General features: G+C 69.9%; 26 protein-coding genes. 12 read left to right on the forward strand and 14 right to left on the reverse strand.

Translation table 11 applies throughout. The features are described 5' to 3' along the window. Nucleotides 1-236: 236 nt before the first annotated feature. From cobS to ACODR1_RS01820, 4 genes are all read left to right on the forward strand, one after another. Nucleotides 237-1,244 (forward strand): cobaltochelatase subunit CobS, encoded by a 1,008-nt coding sequence (gene cobS / locus ACODR1_RS01805; RefSeq protein ID WP_116490305.1) that lies wholly within the window; start codon nt 237-239, stop codon nt 1,242-1,244. Nucleotides 1,245-1,479: 235 nt separating this feature from the next. Then, nucleotides 1,480-1,986: a DUF805 domain-containing protein gene (locus ACODR1_RS01810; protein WP_488878921.1), complete on the forward strand. Its 507-nt coding sequence runs from the start codon at nt 1,480-1,482 to the stop codon at nt 1,984-1,986. Further along, entirely contained in the window at nt 1,983-2,651 is a 669-nt protein-coding gene (locus ACODR1_RS01815) for an ankyrin repeat domain-containing protein (protein ID WP_488878922.1), read from the forward strand. The genes ACODR1_RS01810 and ACODR1_RS01815 overlap by 4 nt, the downstream gene beginning before the upstream one ends. Before the next feature lie 133 nt (nt 2,652-2,784). Continuing rightward, nucleotides 2,785-3,909, forward strand: a complete 1,125-nt coding sequence (locus ACODR1_RS01820) for an NADH:flavin oxidoreductase/NADH oxidase (RefSeq protein WP_488878923.1) — start codon at nt 2,785-2,787, stop codon at nt 3,907-3,909. Between the two features lie 166 nt (nt 3,910-4,075). Here ACODR1_RS01820 and ACODR1_RS01825 read toward each other — a convergent pair whose 3' ends face one another. Continuing rightward, nucleotides 4,076-4,534 carry an Lrp/AsnC family transcriptional regulator gene (locus tag ACODR1_RS01825; RefSeq protein ID WP_488878924.1) on the reverse strand — a complete coding sequence of 153 codons (459 nt, stop codon included), beginning with the start codon at nt 4,532-4,534 and terminating at the stop codon, nt 4,076-4,078. 222 nt (nt 4,535-4,756) lie between these two features. On the opposite strand from ACODR1_RS01825, the gene ACODR1_RS01830 reads away from it, so the two are divergent. Next, nucleotides 4,757-5,437: an AzlC family ABC transporter permease gene (locus tag ACODR1_RS01830; protein WP_488878925.1), complete on the forward strand. Its 681-nt coding sequence runs from the start codon at nt 4,757-4,759 to the stop codon at nt 5,435-5,437. After that, nucleotides 5,434-5,733: an AzlD family protein gene (locus ACODR1_RS01835; protein ID WP_277795289.1), complete on the forward strand. Its 300-nt coding sequence runs from the start codon at nt 5,434-5,436 to the stop codon at nt 5,731-5,733. The genes ACODR1_RS01830 and ACODR1_RS01835 overlap by 4 nt, the downstream gene beginning before the upstream one ends. A gap of 110 nt (nt 5,734-5,843) precedes the next feature. Here ACODR1_RS01835 and ACODR1_RS01840 read toward each other — a convergent pair whose 3' ends face one another. Beyond that, nucleotides 5,844-6,167, reverse strand: a complete 324-nt coding sequence (locus tag ACODR1_RS01840; RefSeq protein WP_277795290.1) for a DUF6881 domain-containing protein — start codon at nt 6,165-6,167, stop codon at nt 5,844-5,846. Nucleotides 6,168-6,248: 81 nt separating this feature from the next. Here ACODR1_RS01840 and ACODR1_RS01845 point away from each other — a divergent pair, with 81 nt between their 5' ends. The 4 genes from ACODR1_RS01845 (at nt 6,249) to ACODR1_RS01860 (ending at nt 7,944) form a co-directional block, all read left to right on the forward strand. After that, nucleotides 6,249-6,794: a TetR family transcriptional regulator gene (locus ACODR1_RS01845; RefSeq protein ID WP_488879153.1), complete on the forward strand. Its 546-nt coding sequence runs from the start codon at nt 6,249-6,251 to the stop codon at nt 6,792-6,794. Nucleotides 6,795-6,865: 71 nt separating this feature from the next. Then, entirely contained in the window at nt 6,866-7,246 is a 381-nt protein-coding gene (locus ACODR1_RS01850) for a TonB family protein (protein ID WP_488878926.1), read from the forward strand. A gap of 83 nt (nt 7,247-7,329) precedes the next feature. Continuing rightward, nucleotides 7,330-7,611: a type II toxin-antitoxin system RelE/ParE family toxin gene (locus ACODR1_RS01855; RefSeq protein WP_488878927.1), complete on the forward strand. Its 282-nt coding sequence runs from the start codon at nt 7,330-7,332 to the stop codon at nt 7,609-7,611. Nucleotides 7,612-7,623: 12 nt separating this feature from the next. Then, nucleotides 7,624-7,944: a HigA family addiction module antitoxin gene (locus ACODR1_RS01860; protein ID WP_488878928.1), complete on the forward strand. Its 321-nt coding sequence runs from the start codon at nt 7,624-7,626 to the stop codon at nt 7,942-7,944. A gap of 286 nt (nt 7,945-8,230) precedes the next feature. Here the strand turns inward: ACODR1_RS01860 and ACODR1_RS01865 are convergent, their stop codons facing one another. Further along, complete coding sequence (locus tag ACODR1_RS01865; protein WP_488878929.1) at nt 8,231-8,959, reverse strand: NlpC/P60 family protein; 729 nt, start codon at nt 8,957-8,959, stop codon at nt 8,231-8,233. Nucleotides 8,960-9,072: 113 nt separating this feature from the next. On the opposite strand from ACODR1_RS01865, the gene ACODR1_RS01870 reads away from it, so the two are divergent. Next, nucleotides 9,073-9,786, forward strand: a complete 714-nt coding sequence (locus ACODR1_RS01870; RefSeq protein WP_488878930.1) for a hypothetical protein — start codon at nt 9,073-9,075, stop codon at nt 9,784-9,786. Here ACODR1_RS01870 and ACODR1_RS01875 read toward each other — a convergent pair. The 3 genes from ACODR1_RS01875 to ACODR1_RS01885 form a co-directional block, all read right to left on the reverse strand. Continuing rightward, entirely contained in the window at nt 9,783-11,126 is a 1,344-nt protein-coding gene (locus ACODR1_RS01875; RefSeq protein ID WP_488878931.1) for an ATP-binding protein, read from the reverse strand. The genes ACODR1_RS01870 and ACODR1_RS01875 overlap by 4 nt on opposite strands. A 143-nt stretch (nt 11,127-11,269) precedes the next feature. Next, on the reverse strand, nt 11,270-11,971 hold the full coding sequence (locus ACODR1_RS01880) for a response regulator (protein WP_116490292.1): 702 nt from the start codon (nt 11,969-11,971) through the stop codon (nt 11,270-11,272). After that, complete coding sequence (locus tag ACODR1_RS01885) at nt 11,968-12,459, reverse strand: MarR family winged helix-turn-helix transcriptional regulator (RefSeq protein WP_101716807.1); 492 nt, start codon at nt 12,457-12,459, stop codon at nt 11,968-11,970. The genes ACODR1_RS01880 and ACODR1_RS01885 overlap by 4 nt, the downstream gene beginning before the upstream one ends. Nucleotides 12,460-12,539: 80 nt before the next feature. On the opposite strand from ACODR1_RS01885, the gene ACODR1_RS01890 reads away from it, so the two are divergent. Then, nucleotides 12,540-13,430: a branched-chain amino acid aminotransferase gene (locus ACODR1_RS01890; RefSeq protein ID WP_488878932.1), complete on the forward strand. Its 891-nt coding sequence runs from the start codon at nt 12,540-12,542 to the stop codon at nt 13,428-13,430. Between the two features lie 242 nt (nt 13,431-13,672). On the opposite strand, the gene ACODR1_RS01895 is transcribed toward ACODR1_RS01890, so the two are convergent. The 8 genes from ACODR1_RS01895 to ACODR1_RS01930 form a co-directional block, all read right to left on the reverse strand. Then, the gene (locus ACODR1_RS01895) at nt 13,673-14,332 is read right to left on the reverse strand and encodes an SAM-dependent methyltransferase (protein ID WP_488878933.1); all 660 of its coding nucleotides are present in this window, start codon (nt 14,330-14,332) and stop codon (nt 13,673-13,675) included. 137 nt (nt 14,333-14,469) lie between these two features. Next, nucleotides 14,470-15,147, reverse strand: coding sequence for a hypothetical protein (locus ACODR1_RS01900; protein ID WP_488878934.1), 678 nt, complete (start codon nt 15,145-15,147; stop codon nt 14,470-14,472). Between the two features lie 445 nt (nt 15,148-15,592). Then, nucleotides 15,593-16,006, reverse strand: a complete 414-nt coding sequence (locus ACODR1_RS01905) for a DUF4870 family protein (RefSeq protein ID WP_488878935.1) — start codon at nt 16,004-16,006, stop codon at nt 15,593-15,595. Nucleotides 16,007-16,012: 6 nt separating this feature from the next. Beyond that, on the reverse strand, nt 16,013-16,381 hold the full coding sequence (locus tag ACODR1_RS01910) for a DUF4870 family protein (RefSeq protein WP_488878936.1): 369 nt from the start codon (nt 16,379-16,381) through the stop codon (nt 16,013-16,015). An 87-nt stretch (nt 16,382-16,468) separates the two neighbouring features. Beyond that, complete coding sequence (locus ACODR1_RS01915) at nt 16,469-16,906, reverse strand: acetyltransferase (RefSeq protein ID WP_488878937.1); 438 nt, start codon at nt 16,904-16,906, stop codon at nt 16,469-16,471. Nucleotides 16,907-16,946: 40 nt separating this feature from the next. Beyond that, nucleotides 16,947-17,501 carry a hypothetical protein gene (locus ACODR1_RS01920; RefSeq protein ID WP_488878938.1) on the reverse strand — a complete coding sequence of 185 codons (555 nt, stop codon included), beginning with the start codon at nt 17,499-17,501 and terminating at the stop codon, nt 16,947-16,949. After that, the gene (folB, locus tag ACODR1_RS01925) at nt 17,498-17,905 is read right to left on the reverse strand and encodes a dihydroneopterin aldolase (RefSeq protein WP_488878939.1); all 408 of its coding nucleotides are present in this window, start codon (nt 17,903-17,905) and stop codon (nt 17,498-17,500) included. Before folB ends, ACODR1_RS01920 begins: the two co-directional genes overlap by 4 nt. 12 nt (nt 17,906-17,917) lie before the next feature. Continuing rightward, nucleotides 17,918-18,697 carry an SDR family oxidoreductase gene (locus tag ACODR1_RS01930; protein ID WP_488878940.1) on the reverse strand — a complete coding sequence of 260 codons (780 nt, stop codon included), beginning with the start codon at nt 18,695-18,697 and terminating at the stop codon, nt 17,918-17,920. Nucleotides 18,698-18,769 lie beyond the last annotated feature (72 nt).

Genomic DNA, 18,769 nt, shown 5'->3' on the forward strand with positions numbered 1-18,769 from the left:
TCAAGACGAAGGGCGGCGGAGCAATCCGCCGCCCTTTTCGCATGCGCCAGGATCCTCCCCCTGAAGGGGGAGGTGGCCCGGAGGGCCGGAGGGGGAAGGGTTTCCGCCGCCGTAGCGCTGGCCAGCCTCGCAGCAACTTCCCCCTCAGTCGCTTCGCGACAGCTCCCCCTTCAGGGGGAGCATCTTCTTGCAATTCCCCCTTCCCCTCCCAAGGGCGGAGCGCTAATCGAAAAACCATGCCCGAACTGACCGACAGCCACGCCGCCGATCCCCTGATCACCCTGGTCCCGGACAAGTGGGTGACGCTTCGTGACGCGTTCGGCGTCGACAGCGACATGAAGGTCCCGGCCTTCTCGCACCGCGACAGCCACGTGCCGGAGATCGACAGCGCCTATCGCTTCGACCCGCAGACGACCAAGGCCATCTGCGCCGGCTTCGCCAAGGACCGCCGGGTGATGGTCCAGGGCTATCACGGCACCGGCAAGTCGACCCACATCGAGCAGATCGCCGCGCGCCTGAACTGGCCGCTGGTCCGCGTGAACCTCGACAGCCACGTGTCGCGCATCGACCTCGTCGGCAAGGACGCCATCGTCCTGAAGGACGGCAAGCAGGTCACCGAGTTCCGCGAAGGGATTCTTCCCTGGTCGCTGCAGCGCCCGATCGCCCTGGTGTTCGACGAATACGACGCGGGCCGTCCGGACGTGATGTTCGTCATCCAGCGCGTGCTGGAGGCCGGCGGCAAGCTGACCCTGCTCGACCAGAACCGCGTCATCCGCGCCAACCCGTACTTCCGCCTGTTCTCGACGACCAACACGATTGGTCTCGGCGACACCACGGGCCTCTATCACGGCACCCAGCAGATCAACCAAGGCCAGATGGACCGCTGGTCGATCGTCACCACGCTGAATTACCTCGAGCACGACGTCGAGGCGGCCATCGTGCTGGCCAAGAACCCGCACTACGACACCGCCGAGGGCAAGCGCACCCTGGCGGCCATGGTCCGCGTCGCCGACATGACCCGCAACGCCTTCATGAACGGCGACATCTCGACGGTCATGAGCCCGCGCACGGTGATCACCTGGGCCCAGAACGCCGAGATCTTCGACGGCGACATCGGCCTGGCCTTCCGCCTGACCTTCCTCAACAAGTGCGACGAGCTGGAACGCCCGACCGTGGCCGAATTCTACCAGCGCGCCTTCGGCCAGGACCTGCCCGAGAGCGCCGCCCGGGTGAAGGTGGCCTGAGGGCCCGCCAGCGACGCGGAAAAGACGAAGGCGGCCCCCGCGAGGGAGCCGCCTTTCTTCTTGCCGGAAAGGGCCCGCCCCCGGCGGCCTGTGCAGGCCCACAACCGTACGAGCGCCGCCGGAACCCGGCGCCCGACAGCGGTCAACCGGCAATTTCGCTACGACGCCCAACCCGCTTGCCTTGCGGCGGCAGGCGCCCCTAAGGCTGGACGGCAAGCTTTACTGGAGCGCGTCCATGCTCGCCTCGATCCGCCACGGCTTTTCCAATCTCGGTCGCTTCTCGGGCCGTGACCGGCGCGGACAGTTCTGGCCCTTCGCGGCCCTCGTCGTGGTCGGCGGACTGGTGGCGATGAATCTGGCCATCCTGCCGATCTTCACCGCCGCCTTTGTCGCAGCCGATCCGTTCGCGGACGGGGGCTCGGGCTTTCGCCCCTTCTTCTGGATCATGGCGGCAGGCACGGTCGCGATCATCGCCCTCCTGGCCGCCGGCGTGACCCGTCGCCTGCACGACACCGGCCGTTCGGGCCTCTGGGGCCTGCCCCCGGCGGTGTTCCTGGCGATCAGCCTCGCGCTGTTCCCCGTCCTCTTCGAAGGCGCGATCGCCGGCGACGAGACGAGCATGTTCCTGTTCCTGCCGCTGTTCGCCAACAACCTGGCCTATATGGCCTCGCTGGGTTTGCTGGTGATCTTCCTGTGCCTGGCGGGCAAGCCGGACGAAAACCGCTACGGACCGGCCGCGTGACCCTGAAGCGCCTGAAGCTGTTTGGTCTCGTCCTCACCGCGATCCTGACCACGGGCTGCGCGCCGTCTCCCGAGGAGGCGACCATGGCCGCCATCGAGGCCGGGGACGTCACGGCCCTGCGCGAAGCCCTGGCCCGCAAGCCCGACCTGGAGCCGCGCTGCGGCCCCTACGACATCTGCAAGCCGCTGGCCCGCGCCTCCAGCCAGGCCAACCTGGAGATGGTCCGGATACTGATCGAGGCCGGCGCCGATCCCAACGGCGTCAACGCCTATGACGACACGGCCCTGATGGTGGCGGGCGACGCCCATTCGGTGAAAGGCGGCCCCGGCGCGGACGCCTCGACCATCCGCGCCTATCTGCTGGCCCACGGCGCCGATCCCAACCAGTTCAACCAGAGCGCGGCCAGCGCCTTCATGGGCGCCGCCGCCCTCGGCGACCTGACCGCGCTGGCGCTGTGCCTCGATCACGGCGGCAAGATCAATCTGCAGGCGCCGGGGAGCGGTTTCACCCCACTGATGGGCGCGGCGCAGTTCGGACAGGCCGAATCCGTCCGCTGGCTGCTGGCGCACGGCGCGGACCCGACGTTGAAGGACGCCAGCGGCCGCACGGCGCGGCAGGTGGCGCAAGCCGGGGGCCACCCGGGCGTGGCCGCTCTGCTGCCCTAGGTCTGGCGCTCGAATAACGGGCATTGTGCCTCCAGGGCACAGGTCTTGCGCCCGAACGGCACTTGAGCCGGGCGGGCCGGACCTACACCTCTGCCGCCTCCACTCCCTTTCCTCCCCGAAAGAGCCCGCCCTGATGTCCGCCTTGTTCACGCCCTTCCGCCTGAAGGACGCCCAGCTTCGCAACCGCATCGCCATTCCGCCGATGTGCCAATACAGCGCCGAGGACGGCGTCACGACCGACTGGCACCTGCCGCACTATGCCGGCTTGGCGCGCGGCGGCGCGGGCCTGGTGATCGTCGAGGCCACGGCCGTCTCGCCCGAAGGCCGCATCAGCCCCGGCTGCACCGGCATCTGGACCGACGAGCAGGCTGAAGGCCTGGCCAGGATCGCCGCGGCCATCAAGGCGGCCGGCGCCGTCCCCGGCATCCAGATCGCCCACGCCGGCCGCAAGGCCAGCGCCAACCGCCCCTGGGAAGGCGACGACCACATCGCCGACGGCGACCCGCGCGGCTGGCAGACCATCGCCCCGTCGGCGATCGCCTATGGACAGGGCCTGCCCAAGGTTCCGCGCGAGATGACCCTGGCCGACATCGAGCGGGTCAAGGCCGACTTCGCCGCCGCCGCCCGCCGCGCCCGCGAGGCCGGCTTCGAGTGGCTGGAGCTGCACTTCGCCCACGGCTACCTGGCCCAGAGCTTCTTTTCGCACCACTCCAACCATCGCACCGACCAGTACGGCGGCGACGCCCACGGCCGCGGCCGGTTCATGGAAGAGACCCTGGCCGCCGTCCGCGCCGAATGGCCCGAGAACCTGCCGCTGACCGCCCGCTTCGGCGTGCTGGAATATGACGGCCGCGACGAGGAGACCCTGGCCGAGTCGATCGACCTCACTCGCCGGATGAAGGCCGGAGGCCTGGACCTGCTGAATGTCAGCGTCGGCTTCACGATCCCCAACACCAGCATTCCGTGGGGCACGCCGTTCCTGGGGCCGATCGCCAAACGCGTGCGCGAGGAAGCCGGCCTGCCAGTCGCCTCGTCCTGGGGCCTGGACGCGCCGCGCCTGGCCGAAAGCCTGGTCGCCAGCGAGCAGATGGACCTGGTCATGATTGGCCGCGCCCACCTGGCCAATCCGCACTACCCCTACGAGCTGGCCCAGGAACTGGGCGTTGCGCGCCCCACCTGGGCCACCCTGCCGGCGCCCTACGCGCACTGGCTGGACAAGTACCGCCCGGCGACCGAACTGGCGGCGGCTGCGGAGTAGCGACCCTCTCCCGGAGGGGAGAGGGAGGGGCCCATGCGCAGCATGGGAGGGTGAGGGGCGACGGCGCCCGACGGCGTGCCGGAACGCCGGTTAAAGGCGTAACCCCTCATCCTCCCACGCCTGACGGCGCGGGCCCCTCCTTCTCCCTATGGGAGAAGGAGAAACTCTACAGCGGCACCGCGTAGGTCTGCTTCACGGTCTGGGCGGGGATGTCGGTCTTGACGTTCAGCACGCCCCGGATGCGGCTGAGATGCTCGGCCTGGAAGCGGCGATAGGCGGCGATGTCGGCGGCGACCACGCGCAGCAGCATGTCGCAATCGCCGAGCATGACGTAGCACTCGACCACCTCGGGCATCTTGTTGATCTCGGCCACGAAGTGGTCGACGGCGTCCTCGTGCTGCGAGTTCAGCCAGATGCGGGTGAAAAAGGTCTGGCCCCGGCCGACCTTGGCCGCGTCGACCACCGCCACGTAACGGGCGATGACCCCCGTCTCCTCTAGGATCCGTACGCGGCGCAGGCACGGCGAGGGCGACAGGCCCACGCGCTTGGCCAGCTCGGCGTTCTGGATGCGGCCGTCCTTCTGCAGCTCGCGCAGGATGCGGCGGTCGATGTCGTCGAGCTTCATGGAATCGAGAACCAATATCTGGCGATCAACTTCGCCTGGATGCCAATCATCGATCATATGGGAGCATGATCGCAACCCGATTGCGCAGGCTCTGCGCTAGGCTGCCAATCCTCCTCGCAACCGTTCCTCCCCCGGTCGCCCATGACAATCGAAACCTGCGCTCCCGCCGCCATGCCTGGCGACGGGCCCTCCGAACTGCGTTCCAGATCCAGGCCCGAATTCATGCGGGGCCTCGTCGCTTCGCTGCCGGTCACCGCCGGCTTCGTGCCGTTCGCCCTGGTGCTGGGCGCCCAGGCCGGCCAGAAGGGGCTGTCGGCGCTGGAGACCCCGCTGATGACGGGCCTCAACTTCGCCGGCGGGTCGGAGTTCGCGGCCATCGGCCTGTGGACCTCGCCGCCGCACCTGGCCCTGATCACCGCCGTGACCCTGATGGTCAACAGCCGCCACCTCTTGATGGGCGCGGCCCTGGCGCCGTTCCTGAAAGCCCTGCCCAAGCGGAGGGTGCTGCCGGCCCTGTTCCTGATGTGCGACGAGAGCTGGGCGATGGCCCTGGCCGACGCCCGCGCGCGCGGGACCTTCAGCCTGGCGCACTACATGGGCGTGGCCCTGCCGATGTGGTTGGCCTGGATCGTCTTCACGACCCTGGGCGCCCTGGTCGGACCGGTGCTGGGCAATGTCGAGACCCTGGGCTTCGACATGGCCTTCCCGGCCATCTTCCTCGTCCTGCTGCGCGGCATGTGGACGGGCTTGCGCGCCGCGCGCCCGTGGTTGGTCAGCCTGGCCGTCGCCGCGACCGGTCACCTGCTGGCGCCCGGCGCCTGGACGGTGGCGGCCGGCGCGATCGCCGGACTGGTCACGGCCTGGCTGTGGGCCGGTTCCGCGCAGAAGGGAGAGACCGCATGATCTCGCTGCCCGTCCTGGCCACCATCCTGGCCATGGCCGCCGTCACCTACCTGACCCGGATCGGCGGCTATCTGGTGCTGCGCAACCGCACGCTGGGCCCGCGCGCCACGGCGGTGATGGAGGCGGCCCCCGGCTGCGTGCTGATCGCGGTGATCGCCCCGCACTTCGTCTCGCCGCGACCGGCCGACCTCGCCGCGCTGGCGATCACCTTCCTGGCGGCCCTGCGCCTGCCGATGCTGGCGGTCGTGCCGATCGGCATCGTCGCCGCGGCCGGCCTGAGGTGGCTGCTGGGGTAGATCCAGCGCGTGGTCCTCGTCCTTCGACAAGCTCAGATGAGGACCATTGCAAATGGCCGGCCAGCCACAAACCTCCCCCTGAGCCTGCAGAAGGGCGAGGTTTCGCCCCCTCAGGCGTCCAGCCGCCAGGCCGCCTCGAACACCGAGGCCTCCACGGGGGTCAGCGACAGGCGATCCTCGCCCTCGACCACGTCTTCATCGTCGAGCAGGGCCTCGACCGAATCGTGGAAGTCGTCTTCCGACAGGCTGTCCTCGCCAGGCAGTTCGTGCTCGCGCCCGACATAGTTGGCGACGGCGTCGCGCTCGCGGCTGCCGTCACGGAAAACGTCGATCAGGCGCAGCACCCGGCCCTCGTCGTCGACCTCGTAGAAGATCGACACGGGCTCTTCGGCGCTCTCGTGGGCCCAGTCGCAACGGAAATAGGAAAGGCTCATGGCCGCCCCTTTCCCCGAACTACGGCCGCGAGGCAAGCGCCGACCTTGTCAGCGCAGGCCCGCACGGCCATGTCTCTGGCCATGACCACGCCCGCCGAAGACCTGCTCGACCGCGCGGCCGCCGCCGCGCTTTCCCTGGCCGCCGACCGTCCCTGGCCGCAGATCGCCCTGCGCGACATCGCGATCGCGGCCGGCGCGCCGTTCGCCGAGCTCTATGTGAAGGCCGACAGCAAGGCCAAGGTGCTGGCCCACCTGTCCCGGCGTTTCGACCAGGCGGCGCTGAACGCCGACGCCGGCGAGGGCGCGGCCGCCCACGACCGCCTGTTCGACGCGGCCATGGCCCGGGTCGAGGCCATGGAGCCGCACCGCCACGCCCTCATCGCCATCTCCAAATCCGAAGGCCTGCCCCGCGTCGCCGTCCGCTTCCCCAAGACCGCCCGCGCGATCCTGGAGGCAGCCGGGATCGAGGCGACACCCGTGCGGCTGGCGGCCATGACCGCCGTCTGGGCCCGCACCCTGCAGGTCTGGCGCGACGACGAGGGCGCGCTGAACCGCACCATGGCCGAGCTCGACAAGCGCCTGAAACAGATGGCCGAGCAACTGGGCAAGGTCGGCGCGGGGTTCTGAGACCAGGTTGCAAGCCCGGGCCGTTACGGCCGATAGTGGCGCCGCCATAGTCGTCGGGGGACGTTCGCTCATTGACCTGCAAGCTCGCCATCATCTGCGCCGCCGTAGCGGCCGTCCTGGCTGGCGCGTCGCCGGCTGCCGCCGAAGAGAGCCGCGACTACGTCATCCGCCCGGTCTGGACCCGCACCCCGACCGCGCTCGACATGCGCCGCTACTATCCGGTGCGCGCCGGCCGGGCCGAAGGACATGTGCGGCTCGATTGCCAGATCACCGCCAAGGGCGCCTTTTCCAGCTGCGTCGTGCAAGCCGAGACACCCCAGAACGTCGACTTCGGCGCGGCGTCGCTGAAGCTATCGCGTCTGTTCCGCATGAAGCCCGAGGACGCCGAGGGCAAGCCGGTCGCTGATCGCTGGCTGTCCCTGCCCATCGACTGGCGTCCGACCCGGCAGTAGGGGAATCGCCATATGTAGCGCATCGCGCTACAACACCATTGACAGCGTAGCGCAACGCGCTACAGTTTGAGCTCGAAACGTCGATGATCCAGAGCTGGCGAAGCGAGGCGGCCCGAGCCGTCTTCCTGGGTCATTCGCCCAAGGGTTTCCCCGCCGACCTTGTACGCCGAACCCGACGGGTCCTGGCCCAGCTCAATGCGGTCACAGACGTGACCCACATGCGGATCCCGCCAGGCAATCGCCTGCACGCGCTGGAAGGCGATCGGGCGGGCGAATGGTCGGTCAGCGTCAACGACCAGTTCCGCATCACCTTCCGGTGGGGCGCGGACGGACCGGAGGACGTCTGGTTTGGCGACTATCACTGAGGATATGCAACGATGAGCGCCACCTTCCTGGACCTCGATCTCGTCAGCCCCCTGCCGCATCCGGGCGAAATCCTGCGCGAGGATTTCATGACGCCGATGGGCCTGACCGCCGGGGCGCTGTCCAAGGCCATGGGATTGAGGGACCGCACGCGGATCGAACGCCTGACCCGTGAAACCCAGCCCGTCACCCCCGACACCGCCCTGCGCCTGGAGCGAGTGTTTGGCATAAACGCGCAGTTCTGGATGAACCTCCAGGCCCAGCACGACCTCTCGAAAGCCGTGATCGAGCGCCGAGCCGACCTGGAGGCGATCGAGCCTCTGGTCGCCGCCTGACCGATTGCGAGACAGAGGCCCCATGCGCTCCGAGTATCTGCTGCTTCCCCCCTGCCTCGTCGCTTGCGGGATCGGCATGTTCGCCGGACGCATGCCCTGGCCCCTGTGCTGGATCACGCTTTCAGCCGGCCTTCTGGGACCGCTGCTCCTCACGGCCGCTTCGATCAACGCGTTCCACGTCGCGGCATGCATCGGCGGGGCGGGCCTGTTCTTGGCCTGCTCACGCATTCTGAGCAGTCTCATCGCTTCGGCGGATCGGGTGTCCAAGACGCCCCCCGCTCGCTAGTCAGGCCTCGTTCCACGACAGGCCGGCCGTCCGCGTCACCTTGATCGCGCGCGGGACCGGCGGCGGCACGGTGGCGGGCCAGCGGGCGCCGAGGAAGCGGTCCTTGCCCAGCCAGGCCAGCGAGACACTGTCGGACTGGTTGCCGCCGAGAATGCGGTAGGCCCCGGCCTCGTCCTCGCCGGCATAGAAGCCGACATGGCCCTTGCCGCCGCCCCGGTTCTCTCGCCAGAACACCATCACCGCCCCGGGCGTCGGGGCGATCGGGATGCCGAACCGCTCCCAGGCCCGGGCCGTCAGCAGGTTCGAGGGCGTGGCCTCGCGGTCCAGGGTGCTGCTGACGCAATGGCCGACGAACAGGCCGCACCAGGGGATGTCGTCGCCGGTGTAGATGTTCTTGAGGCCCTGCTCGGAGGCCCAGTCGAGGATCTCGGGATTGTCGCCCTTGCCGGGTTTCTCGCGCGTGCCGATCAGGCGGCGCGCCTCCTGGAACCACACCAGGCTGGGATCGTCGAAGCCGGTCAGGGACGAGGGCGTCGGGGCGGCGGCCGCCGGCGCGCCCTGGAACAGCGCCGCCAGGGTCAGCGGCCCGACCACGCCGTCGGGCTCGAGCCCATGCCGGCCCTGGAAACGGCGGACGGCGGCGATGGTCTGGCGCCCCCAGATCCCGTCGATCGGCCCCGGCGTGTAACCGCGCGCGGCCAGTTGCTGCTGAATATCCCTGATTTTCATGACGCGGCCCCTTGCCTGGCGCGGATACGGGAAAGGCGAACATCGCAGATAATCAACCAATGGATGCATTCAAGGCCATTGCGCGCAACACGAAAACACGGGAGCCTCGCGCCATGCTGCGCACCGCCCTTTCGATCGTTTTCGTCCTTGGGATCGCCGGCCCGGCGCTGGCCCAGGCGCCCTCGCCGGACACGCCGGCCAACCGAGCGGCCGCCCGCGCGCTGCTGCCGGCCGACGCGGCCCCGACGGCGCAGCGGTTCAGTCCCGACCACATGCTGGCCGTGATGGGCCGCTTCGAGTTCGGCGACGCCCCCACGCCGATCGCGCCGGGCGTCTGCAGCCGCCGCATCCATGAGGTCGGGCTGCGCTATCGCCAGGATCCGGGCGGCGGCGACGCGACGATTGAGCCTGATCCCGGCAAGGTCGGCGCCAGGCAGACCCTGGCCGTCGGCGCCGCCTGCCAGGGCAAGAGCCTGGAGGGCTTCGCCACGGTCTCGGGCGCTGCGCCGAAGGAGGCCGCGCAGCTCCTGGCCTGGCTGGTCGGTCAGCAGGCCCTGGGCCAGCGCGCCGAGGCCAGCCTGGCCTGCGACACGATCAGCGGCCCGCCCGCCTGCCCGAAAGGCGAGGCGGCCGCCTTCGCCGCCCTGCCGCTGCCCGGCCTCTATCACCTGCGCAAGGACAAGGACGGCCGCTGGAGCCTGTGGATCAGCCGCCATCCGCGGCCGCTCGGCGACAGCGTCCACCTGATGTACGACGTCTCGGTCGAGGGCGCGTCGCAGGCCCGGCCCCGGATCCTCATCCAGGGCCGCATCCCGGCGCCGTTCTAGCCCGGCAGGCGCATCACCGCCCGCAGGCCGCCCATCGGCGAGCGCTCCAGAACGAGGTCGCCGCCCAGCCCGCGGGCCATGTCGCGGGCCAGCGCCAAGCCTAGCCCCACGCCCTTCTCGTTCTGGTTCCGCGACTCGTCGAGGCGGTTGAAGGGCTTGAACGCGTCCTCGTAGCGGTCCTCGGGAATGCCGGGGCCGTCGTCGTCGACGACGATGTTCACCCCGCCCGTCAGCCGCGCCTCCAGCGTGACCCGGACGGTGTCGCCATGGGCGGCGGCGTTGTCGACCAGGTTGGCCAGGGCGCGCTTGAAGGCGCTGGACCGCAGGTTGGCCACGAGATCCTGCTCGAGCACGGTCTCGACCCGCGCACCGCCGCGCTCGGCGGCCGCGCAGACGCCGGCGATCAGCGGGGCCAGCTCGACCTCCTGCAGCGCTTCCCCGCCCTCCCCCCGCGCGAAGGCCAGGTACTCGTCGATCATGTGCTCCATTTCGGAGAGATCGCGCTTGATGGCCTCGACCTGCGGGCCGGGCTCGGCCAGCGCCATCTCCAGCTTCAGGCGGGTCAGCGGCGTGCGCAGGTCGTGGCTGACGCTGGCCAGCAGGGCCGTGCGCTGTTCGATATGGCGCTGGATGCGGGCCTTCATGGCCAGGAACGCCTGGGCCGCCTGGCGCACCTCGCGCGCGCCGTGCGGCTTGAACTCCGGATCCAGCCCCCGCCCGAAGGCGTCGGCGGCGTCGGCCAGGCGCTCGATGGCCCGCACCTGGTTGCGGATGAACAGGATGGCGATCGCCGTCAGCAGCATGGTCGCCACCACCATCCACAGGATGAAGATGTGACCCTGGGTCGCGAAGGCGCGGTCGCGCGGGGCGTAGATGCGCAGCACCCCTTCCCTGACCTTCACCTGGATCTGGACGTGGGCGGTGTAGCGGTCCGAGGCGTCGAACCAGAAGCGCTCGTCCAGCCGTTCCTCCAGGGCCCGCTGCATCGACCGGTCGAGCGAGGCGAACATCGCCGGCCGCCGCCCGGTGGGCAGATCGCGCCCCTTCAGCAGGGCGATGGACAGGTCCATCGTGTCCTCGGCCCGCTGAGCCATGCGCTCGACGGCCTCGGGACTGGGATCATCCTGATAGGTGGCCACGGCCCAGGCGATGTCGCCCGCCAGCCCCTCGGACAGACGGCTGTTCACCGTCTCCCAGTGAGCGTCGAAGAACCCCCAGGTGACGGCGATCTGCATCACCGCCACGGGCAGCACGATGATCAGCAAGCTGCGGCCGAACAGCGAGGTCGGCAGCCAGCGCTTGATCTGGCGCGGAATGAACAGGCGGGTGCGCAGGCGCATGACTTAGGTCCTCCCCCTGAAGGGGGAGGTGGCGGCGCAGCCGACGGAGGGGGAAGTGAAGTCCCCAGCCCCGCAGATACTTCCCCCTCCGGCGCTTCGCGCCACCTCCCCCTTCAGGGGGAGGATCTGGATGCCGACACCCATCAATCCGGCGCCAGCCGATAACCCACCCCCCGCACGGTCTGCAGGTATCGCGGGTTCTTGGGGTCCGGCTCGATCTTGCGGCGCAGGCGGGTGACCTGGACGTCGACGGCCCGGCCGGTGGCGTCGGCGGTGTCGCGGGCCAGCTCCAGGCGGTCGACCGGCTCGTGCAGGGCCCGGGCCAGGCGGCGCAGCAGGGCGACCTCGGCCTCGGTCAGGCGCACCGGCGCGCCGGCTCTCGTCAGCTCGCCGCGATCGGGCATGAAGGCGCAGTCGCCCATGACGATCTCCTGCGGCCCCATCGGCTTGGGCGCGGCCCGGCGCAGGATCGACTCGATGCGCAGCAGCAGTTCCTGCGGCTCGAACGGCTTGGCCAGGTAGTCGTCGGCGCCGTGGGTCAGGCCCTCGATGCGGTCGCCGGTGGTGTCGCGGGCGGTCAGCATCAGGATCGGCATGCGGCCGACCTCGCCGCCCTTGGCCCGCACCCGCCTGGTGAAGGCGAAGCCGTCCTCGCCCGGCATCATCACGTCGAGCACCAGCAGGTCGAAGTCCATCACCCCGATCAGGCGGTCGGCGTGGGCGGCGTCGGCCGCGGCGCTGACCCGGAAGCCGGCGCGGCTGAGGAACTGCTTGAGCAGTTCGCGGATGCGGTCGTCGTCGTCGACCACCAGCAGGTGGCGATCGCGTCTTTCCTCGGGGCTCACAGCGCCTCCCTTCGATTGACGCCCACCCCTTGGCGTGGTCCGGCCAGGGCCGCGAGAATCCGCCTCGCCCCCGGCACCCCGTCCAGCCCCCCGGTGCGATAGGCCCGGCCCAGGAGGGCCCGCAGCCGCTCGCTGACGCGCGCCTCGAAGGCCTTGCCGGCCTCGGTCAGCACCGCAGGCCGCCGACGCGCGTCGAGATCGCCTGATGCCTTTTCCGCCAGGCCCAGGCGCTGGAGGTCCGACAGGGTCTTGCTGGCCGCCTGCTTGGACAGGCTGGTGAGCTTGGAAAGGTCCTGCACGCCGATGCCCGGACGCCGGCGCAGCAGGAAGGCCGCCCGCCAGTGCGAACGCCCCAGGCCCGGCCCCTCGGTTTCCAGGACGCCGTCGACCGCGGCCCACAGCGCCGCCTCGGCCAGGAGAATCAACTCCAGGCCGCCGTCGAGCTCCTCCTCGCGCAGGATCAGGCGGGGATCGGCGTGTGGCGTCATGCTCGAGCGTCCATTTCGTTTGACCTTCCGGCTCCTCGGGCGTCTAAGGACCGGGTTCCAAATAAGGAGGTCTTGGACCGATGTCTCTCGTTCCCTTCGATGATCGCGACGGATGGATCTGGCTGGATGGCCAGTTCGTTCCCTGGCGCGAGGCGAAGGTGCACGTATTGACACACGGCCTGCACTACGCCTCGTCGGTGTTCGAAGGCGAGCGCATGTACGGCGGCGAGATTTTCAAGCTGACCGAGCATACCGAGCGCCTGTTCAAGTCGGCCGAAATCCTCGATTTCGAGATCCCCTACACGGTGGCCGAGATCGACGAGGCCTGCAAGGCGACCGCCGCCAAGAACGGCCTGAGCGACTGCTATGTGCGCCCCATCGCCTGGCGCGGCAGCGAGATGATCGGCGTTTCGGCGCAGCAGACCAAGATCCACGTGGCCATCGCCGTGTGGGACTGGCCCAGCTACTTCGACCCGGCCCTGAAGGCCAAGGGCATCCGCCTGACCTGGGCCAAGTATAACCGCCCGGATCCGAAGACGGCCCCCGTCGCCGCCAAGGCCGCCGGCCTCTACATGATCTGCACCATCTCCAAGCACGCCGCGGAGAAGGACGGCTACACCGACGCGATGATGCTGGACTACCGCGGCTACGTGGCCGAGGCGACCGGCGCCAACGTGTTCTTCGTCAAGGACGGCGTGCTGCACACGCCCAAGCCCGACTGCTTCCTGGACGGCATCACCCGCCGCACGGTGATCGAGATCGCCAAGGGCCAGGGGATCGAGGTGGTCGAGCGCCACATCGAGAAGGAAGAGCTGGCCGGCTTTTCCGAGTGCTTCATCGTCGGCACCGCCGCCGAGGTCACCCCGGTGGCCGAGATCGGCGAGTTCACCTTCACGCCCGGCAAGCTGTCGCTGAGCCTGATGGACGCCTACGCCGCCCTGGTGCGCCGCGAGGAAGTCGTCCCGGCGTAAGGCTGGCTCGAGCTTTGAATTGAAGGACCCCGGGGCGGAAACGCTCCGGGGTTTTTTATTGGCCGTGGAGAACCCCCTCCGGCCCTCCACTCTCGAGGAACCTCCCCCTGTGGGGGAGGCGGCCGAAGGCCGGTGGGGGGCCGTTCTCAGCCTCCGGAGCGTTGGATGGGCCGCAATCACTCCCCCCACCGATCGCTGCGCGATCGCCTCCCCCAGAGGGGGAGGTTCCTCGTGGGCCAGCCTCAGTCCTTCACGCCCACCGTCGCCACCAGCCAGCCGCCGCCCCACGGCGTGTTGACCACGGCCTCGTCGTGAACCTCGCCCATCGCCTTCAGCGTCCGCCAAAGGCGCAGCGGCTTGAGCGACAGCCACATGGTCAGGCCCACGGCCCCGCCGGGCGCCAACATCGGCCGGTAGTGGTCGATCAGCGGCTCGACCTGCCCCAGATGCTCGATGCACTCGGAGAACACCACCACGTCGAAGGTCTCGTCGGCGGCGAACGTGCGGCCATCGCCCAGCAGCATCCGGACCTGGCCCGAGGCGATCTCGGCCGACAGACGCTTTTGCCCCGTCGCCACCGCCGGCTCGGAGAAGTCGACGCCTACATAACGGGCGGGGCGGTGATTGCGCAGGGCCTCGAAGAACACCCCCTCGCCGGCCCCGATCTCGAGCACCCGAGGGCTGGGCCAGCGGTCGGCGATCATCGCCGCCAGCAGGCGGTGATGGTGGCGCTGGTCCGAGCGATGCAGGCGGTCATAGACGCCGTCGCGATACTCCTGGTCCCAGCGCTCGACCGGAGCGGCCCGGAAGGCCTCGCCCTTGCGCTTCTCCATCAGGTCGCCCAGCCACGGACGATCCAGCGACGCCATCTCGATGAAGCGCCGCCAGCGCAGATAGACCATGACTTCCCCCAGAGCGGGGGACGCAAGCCCCCGAAAGCGGCGGATGATGGCGGGCGAAAAGCTTGGCCACAAGCGGCCTTTCTCCTCCCCCGCCAAGCGGGGGAGGGGGACCGCGAAGCGGTGGAGGAGAAAGAGCCCTACCCCGCGACCCTCGCCTCGATCTCTTCCAGGCGCGCGCGGGTCGCGACCAGCTCCAGGCCGAAGCGCGCCGGGTCGGCGGCGGCCAGGCGGGCGGTGACGTCGTAGCTCTCGCGGTAGAGATCCAGCGCCCGCATGCGGTGGCCGCGATCCTCGCGCAGGTCGGCCAGCCGCTCCAGCGCCACCGACAGCGCCCGCTGCGCGCCGGGATCGGCGGCTTCGCGGCCGCCGGGCGAACGGCGCAGGGCCAGCGCCTCCTCGAAAGCGGCCAGGGCCTCGTTCAGCCGCCCCTCGGCCTCGGCGGTGTCGCCCACGCCGGCCAGGGCGCCGGCCAGCAGTTCGTCCGTCGACGGATCATTGGGCTGAGCCTTCCTGACCATGCGGGCGTAGGAGACGGCTTCCTCGTAGGCCTCGGCGGCGTCGTCATGGCGGCCCTGCGCCGCGGCGAAGTCGCCCAGGTCGCGATAGGCGATCGTCCGCTCGCGGTCGCTCTCGGCCACGCGGACCAGCCGGGCCAGCACGCGGGCGGCCGGGTTCCAGGCCTCCGAGCCGCACAGGGCCAGCATCTCGGCCCGCAGGATCTCGAACTCGGTGGCGCCCACGGTTGCGGGCGCGGAAACGGGCGGCGTGGCGGTGTGGGCGGGCGGCGAAGGAGGCGTCATGACGACCGGCGTCATAGCCAGAGTCGCCGGCGCGGGCCCGTCCATGTCGAAAGGTTTGGTCAGGGAACGCTCGCCCCCGCGAGCGCTCCCTTTCCTGCGTCGCGTCCCCCGACGCGACGTCCCCTTGCGGGGCAGCAGGGCGGCGACGAGAAGGATTCCCCCCAACGTCATCGCCGCCCAGCCGGCGGTCGTCCGATGCGGCTCGAACGGGCCGAGATCCCAGCCTAGGGCCCACGTCCCCAGCGTGCCCAGGCCTGAGATCACATATCCCGACGTCGTCAGGATCAGCCCCAAGATGATCCCTACGATGCGAGCCAGCATGTCGCCCCCTCCACGACTTACTTCCGCCAGGGGCGGAAAGTCATAGGACCGGGCGACCGGCGTCGAGCATACTCGCCCGTCAGGGGAACGTTGATAACCTGGAAGTCGCCCATGCGGGCGCCGACGGCCGTTCCTGCCTCTAAATCAACCACGTGCGCGGCCTGGGATAGGCTTCTCCGCGCACGAGGAAGGCGATTCCGGCGATGCAACGGACGACGAACCAGAGGCTGATCGCCGAGATGATCGCCACCCCCGCAATGATCATCGGCACGCCGATCAGCACCAGCGACAGCGGGATGCCGAACAGCACCAGCGCCCCGCCGAGCAGGAACCAGGCGATCGACAGCCAGAAGGTGCGGATCGCGAAGGTGTAGTGGCTCTCGTTGATCGGCCCGGCCTGGCCGCGCTGCACATAGGCGACGATCAGGCCGATGAAGAAGGTCAGGCCGTTGCTGAAGCCCAGCAGGTAAAGGCCGTAGACCACGGCCGGGACGATCTTGTCCTCGGAGTGGCGTTCGGCCTGCGGGGCGACGGAGGGGGCGAGGTCGCTCATCGGGCCTCAGAGCATCCAGTTGCGCGGCGTCGGATAGGCCTCGCCCTTCAGCAGCCACGACAGGCCGACGATCGCGCGCACGGTCACCCAGATGCCCACGGCGATCAGGATCAGGGCGCCGATGCCGATGATCAGGGTCAGCACGCCGACCAGGCCGAACAGCAGCGACAGCCAGAAGGTGCGGATCTGGAAGACGTAGTGGCTCTGCAGCCACTCGGGCGCCGAGGCCGTGAACACATAGGCCAGGATCACGCCGATGACCGGCGAGATGCCCGTCACCCAGCCGGCGATGTAGCAGGCATAGGCGATGATCGGCAGGGTCTTGTCGTCCTGCGGGGTGGGCGGGACGGCGGGGTCGGGCTGAACGTCGGTCACGGGCTTCCTGGATCGAAAGGCGATGTTTGGCGGATGCTCGCCAAAAACGCGCGCCGATGCAAATGAAGCTTAGGAAAGGACGGCCGATCAGCCGCCCTTGCGCAGATGCACCAGCGGATAGGCCCGCCCCTGCCCGTCGACGGGCGAGCGGCCGGTGACCGCAAAGCCCATCCGCTCGTAGAAGCCCACGGCCTGGGCGTTCTGTTCGTTGACGTCGGTGGTCAGGGTCGGCTGCGTGGCCTGGGCCAGGGAGACCAGGTTGCGGCCCACGCCCGTCCCACGATGGTCGGGATCGACGAACAGCGCCTGCATGTGCGCGCCCTCCAGCAGCATGAAGGCGACGGCGACGTCGGCCTCGTCGACCGCAACCCACATCGGCGCGCTCGGCAGGAAGGCGGTGACCTCGGCCTCGATGGCGATCCGGTCCTCGGGCTTGAGGAAATCGTGGGTGGCGTCGACGGCGCGGCGCCAGATCTCGACGATGCGCTCGCCGTCGTCGGGAAAGGAGGGGCGGTAGCTGATCATGGCCTCGGAGGTAGAGCGCGCGCCGGGCCGCGGCAAGGCCTCACGGCAGCCAGCGCGCCGGCAGGTCGTGCGGGTCCAGCGCCTCGCCCCGGGGCAGCCAGGGCAGGGCGGCGAAGATCAGCAGCAGCAGGAAGCCCATGCGCGCGGCCAGGTCGATGGCCATGCCCCGCATCGACGACGAGATCGCCAGCAGCAGCAGCGCTCCCATTCCCACCGCCAGCAGGCCGGTGACCAGGGTCGTGGCGTCGCGCAGCTTGAAGCCGGCGGTCTCGAAGCGGGCATGGGGCGCAAGGTCGGCGCCGACGGCGGCGATCGCCCGGGCCAGCAGCGAGAAGCTTTCCAGCCTGTCGTCATAGAGGCCGGGACCCCGCCAGCTCTGCGAGGCGATGGCCACGCGCTGGCGGCCGAAGCTCAGCATCAGGGCGCGCTGGCGACCGCCGCCCCGCGGCATGGCCAGGCGGAAGCGGCGAAGGTGGGCCAGGTCGAAGCGGCGTTCGCGCGCGCCGCGGCGCTCCACCAGCGTCCCGCCCTCCAGGGTCCAGGCCGTTTCGGGCTGGAACGGAGCCAGGCGGGCGCTGTGGGAAAGCTCGCTCACCCGCGGACGGCGGTGATCTCGACGCCGGCGGCGGCGGCGTGCGGGGCCAGGGCCAGGGGCTTTTCGACCCGCACCCGGGCGCGGGTGACGCGATGGTCGTCGAAACATGCCTGGGCCAGGCGCTCGGCGAAGGTCTCGACCAGGTCGATATGGCCGGCGGCGGCGATGTCCTGGGCGGCGGTGCGGATGGTCTCGTAATTGACCGTGTCGCCCAGCTCTTCGCAGTGGCTGGCGGCCACGTCGAGCTCGACGTCGATGACCAGCGGCTGCACGCGGCCGTGCTCGTGGTCGTAGACGCCGATCTCGGCTTCGACCTTGAGGCCGCGCACGAAGACCTTGGTCACGATGACCTTTGCGAGGGCGGGCGCCGGAAACGGCGTTTCGGAGAGGGGGGAGGCGGACAAGGGCGGGGGCCTTCAGGAACCGAGGACGTCGGGCGTGCGCCAGGCCAGATGCTGGCCGCCGTCGACCGCGATCATCTGGCCCGTGACCGACGGCGCGTCAATGAGATAGCGCATCGCCGCCGCCAGTTCGGCCGGATCGACGGGGCCGCCCAGGGGCGTGGCCGCGGCCTCGGCCTCGAACTCGCCCGGCGCCTGGTGGATCGAGGCCAGCACCGGCCCCGGCCCGATCGCATTGACGCGGATGGCCGGCGCCAGGTCCTGGGCCAGGGTGCGCGTCACCCACCACAGGCCGGCCTTGGAGACGCTGTAGCTGAAGAACTGCGGATTGGGCTTCAGCACCCGCTGGTCGACCAGGTTGACCACCAGACCCTTGTCGCCCGTCGGCAAGCCCGCGGCGAAGGCCTGGGCCAGCAGCACCGGCGCGCGCAGGTTGGCGTCCATGTGCAGGTTCCAGCTGTCGGTCGTCACGCCTCCGATCCGGTCGTCCTCGAAGGTCGAGGCCGAGTTGACCAGCAGGGTCAGCGGCCCGATCGCCCGCGACGCCGCCCCGACCAGGACCGTGCCGATGTCCGGATCGGCTAGCTCGCCCGGCACGGCGACCGCACGGCGGCCCAGCGCGACGATCTCGGCGACCACCGCCTCGGCTTCGTCCCGCGCGGTGCGGTAGTGCACCGCCACGTCATACCCTGCCCGCGCCGCCTCCAGCGCCAGCACCCGCCCGATGCGCCGGCCCGCGCCGGTGACGAGCGCGCCGCCGCGCGGGATTGAGAAAGAAGTCAGCGAATGGGTCATTCGATATCCGACGCGGGCTGGATCTTCCTACGGTCATAGCGGGTGACGAAAGCATGTGCGACCGCTACGCAT

The sequence above is a fragment of the Caulobacter sp. FG7 genome, from assembly GCF_057808875.1.